This is a genomic window from Paenibacillus sp. AR247 (assembly GCF_002968895.1).
In the GTDB taxonomy this organism is placed as follows: domain Bacteria; phylum Bacillota; class Bacilli; order Paenibacillales; family Paenibacillaceae; genus Paenibacillus_AQ; species Paenibacillus_AQ favisporus.
In genome coordinates, this window is the sequence record NZ_PCZT01000024.1 from 184,481 (window position 1) to 195,003 (window position 10,523).

10 protein-coding genes and 2 pseudogenes are annotated in these 10,523 nt (G+C 52.2%); 7 read left to right on the forward strand and 5 right to left on the reverse strand.

Annotated elements, in window-relative coordinates:
* Positions 1–159 (forward strand): annotated as a pseudogene (locus tag CPT76_RS42520) (anthranilate phosphoribosyltransferase); the annotation flags it as partial.
* Between the two features lie 272 nt (positions 160–431).
* Here CPT76_RS42520 and CPT76_RS31685 read toward each other — a convergent pair.
* The 3 genes and pseudogenes from CPT76_RS31685 to CPT76_RS42525 all read right to left on the reverse strand — a co-directional run bounded on the left by CPT76_RS31685 (position 432) and on the right by CPT76_RS42525 (position 2,227).
* Positions 432–710: a DUF2277 domain-containing protein gene (locus CPT76_RS31685; protein WP_076172796.1), complete on the reverse strand. Its 279-nt coding sequence runs from the start codon at positions 708–710 to the stop codon at positions 432–434.
* Positions 711–825: 115 nt separating this feature from the next.
* Positions 826–1,623 carry an N-acyl homoserine lactonase family protein gene (locus CPT76_RS31690; RefSeq protein WP_181153177.1) on the reverse strand — a complete coding sequence of 266 codons (798 nt, stop codon included), beginning with the start codon at positions 1,621–1,623 and terminating at the stop codon, positions 826–828.
* Positions 1,624–1,790: 167 nt separating this feature from the next.
* Positions 1,791–2,227, reverse strand: a pseudogene (locus tag CPT76_RS42525) (RrF2 family transcriptional regulator).
* 450 nt (positions 2,228–2,677) lie between these two features.
* Between CPT76_RS42525 and CPT76_RS31700 the strand changes: the two are divergent.
* A complete protein-coding gene (locus CPT76_RS31700) occupies positions 2,678–3,646 on the forward strand; it encodes a putative RNA methyltransferase (RefSeq protein WP_181153178.1) in 969 nt (322 codons plus the stop codon).
* Between the two features lie 101 nt (positions 3,647–3,747).
* On the opposite strand, the gene CPT76_RS31705 is transcribed toward CPT76_RS31700, so the two are convergent.
* Together CPT76_RS31705 and CPT76_RS31710 are read right to left on the reverse strand one after the other, a co-directional pair.
* Positions 3,748–5,379 carry a DUF4179 domain-containing protein gene (locus tag CPT76_RS31705; protein WP_146116490.1) on the reverse strand — a complete coding sequence of 544 codons (1,632 nt, stop codon included), beginning with the start codon at positions 5,377–5,379 and terminating at the stop codon, positions 3,748–3,750.
* Entirely contained in the window at positions 5,336–5,932 is a 597-nt protein-coding gene (locus CPT76_RS31710) for an RNA polymerase sigma factor (protein ID WP_105445719.1), read from the reverse strand. The genes CPT76_RS31705 and CPT76_RS31710 overlap by 44 nt, the downstream gene beginning before the upstream one ends.
* Before the next feature lie 578 nt (positions 5,933–6,510).
* Here CPT76_RS31710 and CPT76_RS31715 point away from each other — a divergent pair.
* The 5 genes from CPT76_RS31715 to CPT76_RS31735 all read left to right on the forward strand — a co-directional run.
* Entirely contained in the window at positions 6,511–7,236 is a 726-nt protein-coding gene (locus CPT76_RS31715) for an MBL fold metallo-hydrolase (RefSeq protein ID WP_105445720.1), read from the forward strand.
* Positions 7,236–7,802, forward strand: a complete 567-nt coding sequence (locus CPT76_RS31720; RefSeq protein WP_105445721.1) for a TetR/AcrR family transcriptional regulator — start codon at positions 7,236–7,238, stop codon at positions 7,800–7,802. Before CPT76_RS31715 ends, CPT76_RS31720 begins: the two co-directional genes overlap by 1 nt.
* A 125-nt stretch (positions 7,803–7,927) precedes the next feature.
* Positions 7,928–8,446: a CcdC family protein gene (locus tag CPT76_RS31725; RefSeq protein WP_105445834.1), complete on the forward strand. Its 519-nt coding sequence runs from the start codon at positions 7,928–7,930 to the stop codon at positions 8,444–8,446.
* Positions 8,447–8,896: 450 nt separating this feature from the next.
* Positions 8,897–9,328, forward strand: coding sequence for a helical membrane plugin domain-containing protein (locus CPT76_RS31730; protein ID WP_076172788.1), 432 nt, complete (start codon positions 8,897–8,899; stop codon positions 9,326–9,328).
* 39 nt (positions 9,329–9,367) lie between these two features.
* Positions 9,368–10,523, forward strand: a 1,156-nt coding sequence (locus CPT76_RS31735; protein WP_105445722.1) for an NAD(P)/FAD-dependent oxidoreductase, incomplete at its 3' end; no start/stop codon positions are given.

The following is a 10,523-nucleotide window of genomic DNA, read 5'->3' on the forward strand; positions in this document are numbered from 1 at the left end:
GTGCTGCTGAACGCGGCCGTGCGCCTGCATCTGGCGGATCGGGTGCAGTCTGTTGAGGAAGGCCTGTATACGGGCAAGGCGCTGCTGGAATCCGGCAAGCCGCGGGAGCTGTACGAAAAGTGGCAGGCGGTGCTCAAAAACCAGCCGTTAACGGTCTGAATTCCCTGTCTTCCTGCTGTCGGTAGAGGCAGAACAAAGAACGTCCCGGAAAATTCCGGGGCGTTCTTTGGTTTGTCTACAGCTTGTCTTTGGTTTGTCTTCGGTGCGGCATCGGTCTACATGGCGGGCTCCCTCGGCTTAAGCCGGGACCGGTCTTACCCCAGACCATGAGCTTTGGCGTAACCTATGGCTTCTTCGTTCCAGCCTGGTCCAAGCATGCGCCCATTAGCTGACTACTGCCGCTTAAGCCTCGTACTGCCTAACCCCGCCGCTTACGCCTCTGCCGTTCCGAACCGCTTCGCCGACCGCTCTTTCGCCTTCTGGGCCTCAATCTCGCGGTCACGGGGACTGGAGTTTGTAACCAGGGAGTCCAGCAGCTTCCTGGATGCCGCGGCGACCTCCGCTATCGCCAGATTAAAAGCTTCCTCATTCGCCTTCGACGGGCTCTGGAAGCCTGACAACTTGCGCACATACTGCAGGGACGCAGCCTGAATCTCTTCATCGGTAGCCGGCGGATCAAAATTAAACAGCGTTTTGATATTTCTGCACATAGCCCTTCTCCTTTGGAATGTTTTTCGAATGCGTTTTATGTCCAATATAACGCACTCGCTGCCGTTTTCCAAGAAAAGGGATACCGTTCTCCTGCATCAAATCTGTTTCCCGCATTTAAAACCGCATAGGAATCGGCTTCGTCTCATGATGGGCCAGCGCCGCAACGCAGTCCTCTCTCCCGGCGAAATCCCGCACCCACTGCAGCGATTTCATCGCCTGATCCGGATCCGACGTAATCCCCGGCAGAATCATCTCCTGCCAGGATCTCTCCGCATACCCAGCATCGGAAGCCAGGAGCAGCCATCCATTCTCTACTTTGGCCAAAATAGACAAATGTCCTGGCGTATGTCCCGGGGTATGAACCAGATACAGCAAGCCGTCGCCGAATACATCCAGACCCGATTGATACGGGCCGTAGGGAATCGGCTCGAGAGCAAACGGCGTTAAGGGCACTTCCCGATGCCATGCCTCCTGGCTCACGGCCGCAAACTCCCATTCCGGCTGGCTGACGAGAAAACGCCCCGCACCCTTCAGCAGCCCAAGGCCGCTGATATGATCGACATCCAGATGGCTGATGACAACAAGGTCAATATCTTTCGGGGTAAGCCCGCGCGCCTGCAGCTGTTCTCTGACAGAGCTGCCGGCAGGCAAATCGTATTCGATGAACTGCCATAAATCGCTGCCCAGGTGCTGCTCCGGCCGGGTTCGTATATCCTCATGCCATCCGGCATCGACTACAACGCGCCGTCCACTGGGGTGCTCAATCAAATAGCTGGACAGCGGAACCTCGGACTGGAATGATTCGCCCCGCTGATTCACCGGAGGGATGCTGTCCAGTTCCTTAAATGCAAGCGAGCGGTCATATTTCAATCGGCCGGTATGAAGTACCTCCACCTTAACAAAATCGTTCATAATAACTCCCCTCCCTAGATCGGTTATCCGCATTATCCAATGTTTAGCGATTTTCGGGAAGAAGGCACTTTAAAGTGATATACGAACCCGAAAGTTCGTGCCGCACTCCAGGAACAGCACAAAAAAGCCCGGCTTAAGCCGGACTTCATGTCGTTCCATTCTGTTCATCACGTGGGGTTTGCCGCGCTGCCCGCTTCCTCGATCTGCTTAATGACATCCGTCAGCGTAATGCCATCCAGATACCGCTCCAGCGCGGCTTCACCACCGCTGTATATCTGATCCATAATTCCCTCGATATTGGAAGCCACTTCACAAGGCAGCTCCTCTCCGCCTGAACACCAGCTCGGCTTCAAGGATCCTCTTGCAAGCAGACGGTACAAATCACCCAATGTGACCTTCTCGGTGCCCGGATTCAGCAAATACGCCCCCGCCGACACCTTCCTTGGTCGTTACATACCCTGTTGCGCAGCAGTCCAAGCACTTTCCGAATCCGTGCCGGATGCGTGCAGACACTCTTGGCAATCTCTTCACTGTTAGCCATTCGTTCTTCTTTCAAGCTAAGAAGGGTTAAACAATGGACGGCAATGTTGAACTCACTATTCATTTTCGCTCCCCCTTATTACTGTAATTATATGGTTTACAGTTGCTTGTGTCAACCGGATTGCCAGGGTTTGGAACGTTTTCCGTTGAAAAATAAATAAAGGACGTTAACGAGACTGCCGGGGCTGTTTTGTTTTTCCTCCGGACCAGTATGCTTAGTTTGACTTAAATCCCCTTGGATTAAACCTCCTCTCCTGACAGATCCAGCGATCGTTTTCCCGGCTTTGAAAAGTTTGTTATACTAAAGCGGGATCCTGTCCTTTAGATCTAAGGCTGCAGGCTCCCTAAATCCTGCGTGAAAGAGGTTGTGTAAACCATGATCATTCAGTTTATTCGTTACCGTTAATGTAAGGTACAGATAACAAAAGCCCCGTTTTTTTAAAAATACTGACGAGGGTTTATTTGTCTGTGCCTTTTTCATTCAAACGGAAAACGAATGAATGGGGTGTTTTTGGTGCACAACGCTAAATTAACCGTGCTCACCGGACTGATATCCCGGCATGAGCACCTGTTTCGCTGCCCAATCTGCTCCCGCCCATTGAAAATGGACGGATCTGGCAGCATGATTTGCGGCAGCCGGCATTGTTTTGACCTGTCCAAGGACGGCTACATCAACTTGATTCCGCACGCCGTGCGGTCCAAATACAACAAAGACCTGTTTACTTCACGGCGGGAAACCAGCCGCCACGGATTGTTTGACCCGCTGATCGATGCGATTCGCAACAAAATTGAGGATGCGGCGCCTTCTCGATCGAGGGAATTACGCATTTTGGATGCGGGATGCGGCGAGGGCTCCCATTTGGCGGCGATTCTGTCTGCCCTGCAGAAGCCGGATGCTCCAGACATCCTCGGCGTGGGCGTAGATATCGCCAAAGAAGGGATTCGCCTGGCCGCCAAGTCGGGCGTCCCCGCCATCTGGTGTGCGGCCGATCTGGCTGGCAGCCCGTTTGCCGACCGGCAGTTCGACGTCATCCTGAACATCTTGTCTCCGGCGAACTACCAGGAGTTCCAGCGCCTACTCCAGGATGATGGCCTGGTAATCAAAGTCATCCCGGGGAGCCGATATTTGCAGGAAATCCGCGCCTTGTTCCAAGGTGAGGCTGCAAACCGGCCGTCTCCGGCCGAGGGGTTTACCGACGGATGCACAATCGACCGACCATATCCTACTGCCGACAGCACCACCCGACGGCTCGTTCCTGCTACCGGGCGTACCGCCGAATTGTTCGGCAGGAATTTTGCCAGCGTGGATGTTCAGCATGTGGAATACGGCATGCTCGTCGCCGGGGAAGCTTTGGAGCATCTTTTGCGCATGACCCCGCTCTCTTGGGGCGTACCGAAAGAGGCCATTCGGAAGGCTGCCGGGCAAGGCCCCCTGCGTGTCACCTTTGATTATGTAATGTTGTGCGGCGGGATGAACGAATAAGTGATCGGTCTTATCGACATCAAAGCCCCTATCGGCTAGCAGCGGCCGGTAGGGGCTTTTTTTATACAAAGATTCGGTTATCGGGGTGGGCTGGGAGATCGTCATGGGGCCTCCCAATAATCCTCCGGATTCACGTTTTCCAGTCCCTTGATGGGCTCGCCTTTCGGCAGGTCGAAGGACCAGTTGACGTTGGTGTACCACTTGTCGGTGACCTTGCGGATGAGGGTCGCTTTTTCAGGAAGGGTTGTTAAGCCTTCGACGATGAAGCCGGGGTCGCCGTTGACTTCCTGAAACTCGTTCAATCCTCCATAAGAGCCCCTAAAGCTTGCGGGAAATTCCCTACCTGATTTTTCGTCTCTCATCACCCATTCGTCATGGGAAAACATATTTCTGAATTTTCCTTTCACCTGAAGCAAACCAACCGTTTCTTTCTCGAGCGAATTCGGATCTTGGCCAATCTTCATGCTGCTGATCGTTAATGAATCCCCTTGCCCTTTAAACTCTACAGGCTTCAAAGACAATTCAAGAGGATGAAATTGCACCGAATCGTCACTTATCACAGGAATGGAATACCCGTCCAAAACAAACCTTACCTTCTCGCGGTCATAGGGAAGATACTTAAACGTGTAGTACCAGTGAAGCGTATCTCCATCCAACTGAGGCTGTTGCGCAATCAACGTTTCCATATGCGGACTTCTATGGTTATTGACGCTTGAAAAGTCATTTCCATTCTTATCCTCAAAATGGTACATGAGAAGCATATTCTCCAAACCTGATTCCGGGACCAGCTTAGCCAGCTTTCCATCTAATGAAGCAGATAGCTCCAGCCGTACAGCACTTGGCGTTCGTACCAGCCGTTCCATCTTAACGTGTAATCCATCTGGTGTAGTATACTGCTGATCCAATAGCGTTACTTTAGTCAGTTCATTCGCTTTTTTCATATCCAGGGAAAATTTGAAGTTCCAATTCCCCTTAACGACCTTATGGGAAAACAGCTTCCGCCCAATTTGGGTAATCTTCCCTTCCACGGTGAGCGTATCGGATTTAACTCCGTCCGGGAAAAGTGAAGATACATTTTCAATTACGGCGGATCCCCCTAAAGAATAAAGCTTTGCCACTTCTTTGCCCTCGGTATCCTTAACTGTAACTTGGCTCCAGTCTACCTTGTTTACCACTGGCTTCCCATTCGGGTCGGTAATTTTGACTCCCATCATAATCCGGGCCGCATCCACAACAACTTCATTAATTTCTAATGTATATCCTTTGTCCTTTACTTTGATATGCGGATTTTGGACAAGTCCGAGTGTTTGAGAATCCAACAGCCCAATATCCGTATTATCCCTCGCAAATATCGACCTCACCCAATCCGCTATCGAAGGCTGGGCGTAAACCGTTAGTGCGGCGGCGACGATCAGTAAGCAGACTGCGGCCAGAGCGGCGCGGCGAATGAACGGGGATCGCCCCTTTTTCCTTAACAAAATCGTGTCTGGCTCGTTCTCCTCAACTGCAGGCTCAATCGGGACATCAGCCAGGGAAGCCATCACCTGCCGGGTGAAATCATCCGTCAACTGCTCCGGGTACAGCGCCTGGCTCCAGGCCTCCTGCTCCTGTCGGACTTCTGCCATCAATGCCTGACAGCGAGAGCAGTTCTGCACATGGATATTTAAGCCAGCCCCAGCAGACGCTTCTTCAAGAATGAACTCTTCCATCTGAGCACGATTCAAGCATTTCACGGCTGATCCCCTCCTTTCCCTTTAGCTTTTTTTGCAGCTGCTTTCTGGCCCGGTGCAGCCGGTTGCGAACCTGATCCACCGTCAGACCCGTGACACTGCCGATTTCGTCATAGCTCAGCTCATTTGTGTACCGCAGTAGAAACACCAGACGGTATTGTTCAGGCAGTTCCCGAACTAACTGCAAAGCCTCCTGCCGAGCTTCCTTCCGAAGGAGAGCCCTCTCAGGCGTGTTCTCATCCCGTACCGCTTGGTAGGCTTCTTCCTCCGGGGCCTGCGGAAACGACTTCCGCCTTCCCGCATCCCGCAGCACATTCACCGCGATCGTATACAGCCAAGACGCAAAGCTCGATTCCAGGCGGTAGCTGGCCAGCTTGCGGTACGCTTTGACAAAAGCCTCCTGCGTATAATCCTGGGCATCCTGATGACCCGCCCCCATACTCCGGAGCAGACCGTAGATTTTGTTTTTATGCGCATCGACCAGCTCGGCAAAGACTTCCTTGCGCCCCGCCAACACCTGCTCGATCAGCATGCTTTCCCGTTTCGGGTCTATCATGACGATCCTCCCTGCTTTAATAGCCATCTGAATCTATAGACGGCATATGAGGACGAATGCTCTCACTTTCTGGAAAAAACATCTGTTAATCGGTCGAACAGATGCCAAAGCGGATTGTCCCAACTCTCCCCGACTACCCGATCAGGCGCAAAAAAGTCCGCCACACTGAACATCACAGCGGCGGACTCGAGAGGGATTTTCGGAGTCAAAATCCCCAAAATCACAAAAAAATGAGCCCTTCAGCGAAGGAGCTCCAAATCAGATTAGACATATGAAAGGGTTTACAATAGGTATTATAGTATAAATCTTCCTGATTGAAAACGCTTTTTTATCCTTTAATTTCATTTTATCTCATGCGTACTGTATATCATATATCTCTTATACCTCATGTCTCGTCTTACCTTCATGTCCTCGTATCCTCATGTCCTAGATTTCACATGTTTCTCATTACATGTTTTCCATCACATATTTACCAATTTTTTTACACATCTCCGCCAATTATTTTTAAATGGGGTATTGCCAAAACTAATATCATTAGTTATTATACTAATATGATTAGTCTTGAGGAGGAGTTATCCATGAAAATGACGACCGTTCAGCAAGTAACCCAGGTTGCTTTTATGCCCCGCTTGTTCCCCGTTAATGTGTATCTGATTGAAGAAGAAGACGGGTTGACCCTAATCGATGCCGGCATGCCTTTTAGCATAAAAGGCATCCAGCAAGCCGCCGCCCGCCTAGGCAAACCGATCGTAAGAATCGTTCTTACTCATGCACATGGCGACCATATCGGGGCATTCGACCTGCTGAAGGCGGCTCTTCCTCAAGTGACGACTTATATTTCCCGCCGCGACAGCCGCCTCCTTGCAGGCAGCAAGGAGCTCGAGCCCGGCGAGCCGCAGGAGCCGATCCGCGGAGACATCCCTGCCCCGGGCAAGGTCACCACGAAGCCTGACGTGCTGCTGGAAGACGGAGACCGCATCGGGTCGCTGCTGGCCGTCGCCTCCCCCGGACACACGCCGGGACATATGGCGTTCTACGACACGCGCAGCGGCGTACTCATCGCGGGCGACGCCTTCCAGACCCGCGCGGCGCTGGCCGTATCCGGCCATATGCAGCCGCTGTTCCCTTTCCCGGCGATGGCCACCTGGAGCAAGGCCACTTCCATCGCCAGCGCCAAACGGCTGGCCGGTCTGAATCCGACCTGGCTGGCGGTCGGCCACGGCAAAATGATTCCGCAGCCGACCGATAAGATGGCTGTCGCCATTTCCCGGGCCGAGGAGGCCTTGAAGAAGGGGGCGGTCTAATGGTGCGCCGCATGGGGCTTGACCGCGAAACCCTGCTGATTGCCGCGGCCGAACTGGCCGATGAAGCCGGATTGGATAACCTGACGCTGTCCGCTTTGGCCCAGAAGCTCGGCGTCCGCTCCCCTTCCCTGTATAACCACGTGAACGGACTGCCGGACCTGCGCAGCGCGCTTGCCGCTTACTGCATGCAGCATCTCGTCGATTTGATGCGCGACGCGGTCATCGGCAAATCGGGCGAGGAAGCGATCCTGAGCTTGAGCACAAGCTACTTGGCATTTGCCCGTCAGCGCCCCGGCCTCTATGAAGCCTTTTACAAAATCGAAGCGTCGGATTCCCCGGAAACCGCAAAGCTGGGTGAGCAGCTGTTGAGCATCTTTATCCGGGTTCTCGAACCCTACGGTCTCGGGGAACAGAACACATTGCATACGATCCGCGGTCTGCGGAGCCTCCTGCACGGCTTCGCCTCCCTGGAACAGAACAATGGCTTTCAGATGAAGCTGGATTTTGACGAGAGCCTGCATTTTGTCATGAGAGCCTTTCTGAAAGGACTGGAATCCGGCGCATAACCGCCCGGCAGGCTTGCCCTCAAGGCTTGGTAAAGATGTCATATGACGTTCAAGTTTACTTCTCTATTTGTGTGATATACTATTAGATGTGATTAATTATATTGACAAGAGGGGAGTCCTTGAACGTGCCTCATATCAGTCCCTTGTATTTGCAAATTGGAACAACCGTGGGGACGTTGGTTTTGGCCCTGATGACCATATTCATCCGTCTCAAGGCGAGCCACAGACCCGTTACGATAAAGAAAATACTAATTCCGCCGATGGGCATGGCGACCGGTTTCCTGATGTTCGTCGCCCCGGCCGTGAGAATCCCGCTGTGGTGGGCGCTCATCGCCTTTTTAGTCGGCTGGTTCCTGTTCTCCTATCCGCTGATACGCAGCACCAAATTTGAAGTAAACGGAGGACAGGTCTTTGCGCAGCGCTCCAAGAGCTTTATCATTATCCTCTTCGCCCTGCTGGCCGTCCGCATGCTGCTGCACCAGGTGATTGAGGAATATGTATCGATTCCGCAGACCGGCGCCCTGTTCTTCATTCTGGCCTTTGGCATGATCCTCCGCTGGCGGATTTTCATGCTGAGACAGTACCGGAAGTATGCGCCCGCTGCCGTAGATTCGGTATCCGATCCCTTAAATCCGGCGGAATGATCCCATGATCGATACTAAGCCAACTAACGTCTTCCACGCAGGGTTTCCTGCCCGGGGCAAACGATAAGCCAATTTCCTTAAGATAAGGAGATTGGCTTTTTTGATATCAGAAGACATTCCTCAAAAAATAAACCCGCCAATGCATAGCACCGGGCCGTTTGGAAAATGCTTAAAACGAATGAAATAAGCGGGTCCGCTGCGCTGGACGCCCGGCCTGCAAGCTCTTTTCCAATCGATGGCGGCGATACCATGTATATTTTTTCACATTTCTTTCGTAAAGTGGTCCTTTTTACGATCATTTATGTTAACATTAGGAGGACGATAGTGACTAGGCCTTTTCGGACGGAAAAGGTCTTGTGGCTTGTAGATACTCCTTCGAAGGGAGTCTATGAGCTCCTTTTCATTATAAAAATACTTAAGCACAACTGCTTACGCAAAGGAGAAATGGACATGTCAGAAGCAATTTCTGAACAAGAGACACAAAACGTGTCTGTCGGCAAGGAACAAAACGACGTGCTGGACCAGCTGCTCAAACCTGAGGTGCAGGAATCCCTTACGATTCTGGTCGACCAGCTTCCAAAGCTGACTGAGCTTGTGAATCTATTGACAAAGTCTTATGACTTCGCTCAAACCGTTGCTACCGACAAAGTGCTGAAGAGCGACACCGTCGGCGCGATCACCGAAATTGTGGAGCCTGTGAAGCATTCGGTGAAGAACATCGCCGCTACTGTCATCGAAGCGAAAGACCGCGCTGAAGACAGCAACGAAGTGATCGGTCTTTTTGGTCTGCTTAAAATGCTGAAGGATCCGCAAGCTCAAAAAATCTTCCGGTTCCTGAACGCTTACCTTCAAATCTCTGCGGAAAAAGCAAAACAACAATAATCTTTTATACATCTAACCAGTAAGGACGGAGGAAAAACCATGTCAAAACATATTGTCATTTTGGGTGCCGGTTACGGCGGCTTGCTTGCCGCTCTGACCGTACGCAAATATATGAACAAAGATCAAGCACGGGTTACGGTCGTGAACCAATACCCTACGCACCAAATCATTACCGAGCTGCACCGTCTGGCTGCAGGCAGCATTGCTGAGAAAGCCATCGCTATGCCGCTCGAAAAACTGTTCAAGGGCAAAGAAGTCGACCTGAAGATCGCAACGGTCAACTCTTTCTCCGTAGACAGCAAAGAAATCAAACTTTCCGACGGTTCCAGCCTGTCTTACGACGCTTTGGTTGTCGCACTCGGAAGTAAAACGGCTTACTTCGGCATTCCAGGGCTCGAGCAGTACAGCTTCGTGCTGAAGTCTGCTGAAGACGCGCTGAACATTCATAAGCACATCGAAGACCGCATCCGCGAATACTCCAAAACTAAAAACGAAGCTGACGCAACGATCCTCATCGGCGGCGGCGGCTTGACCGGCGTTGAGCTTGTCGGCGAAATCGCTGATATCATGCCTGGTCTGGCTAAAAAATACGGCGTAAATCCAGCCGAAGTGAAGCTGCTTCTGGTTGAAGCCGGCCCTAAAATCCTGCCTGTACTGCCTGATCCGCTCATCGAGCGCGCGCAAAGCAGTCTGGAAAAACGCGGCGTAACCTTCCTGACAGGATTGCCTGTAACAAACGTGGAAGGCAACGTGGTTGACCTGAAAGACGGTCAAAAGATCGTAACCAACACCTTCGTATGGACCGGCGGCGTGCAAGGCAACCCGCTCGTAGGCGAATCCGGCCTCGAAGTAAACCGCGGACGCGCTACCGTCAACGAATTCCTGCAATCCACTTCCCATCCGGACGTGTTTGTAGCTGGGGACAGCGCCGTTGTATTTGATCCAAGCGGACGTCCACAACCGCCAACCGCGCAAATCGCTTGGCAAATGGGCGAGCTGATCGGCTACAACCTGTATGCCCTGCTCGAAAACCATGCGTTCGAAACATTTGCTCCGGTGAACTCCGGTACGCTTGCAAGCCTTGGCCGTAAAGATGCCGTTGCTACCATTGGCGAAAGCAACACATCCCTCAAAGGCCTGCCTGCATCCCTGATGAAGGAAGCAAGTAACATCCGTTACCTGTCCCACATCAAAG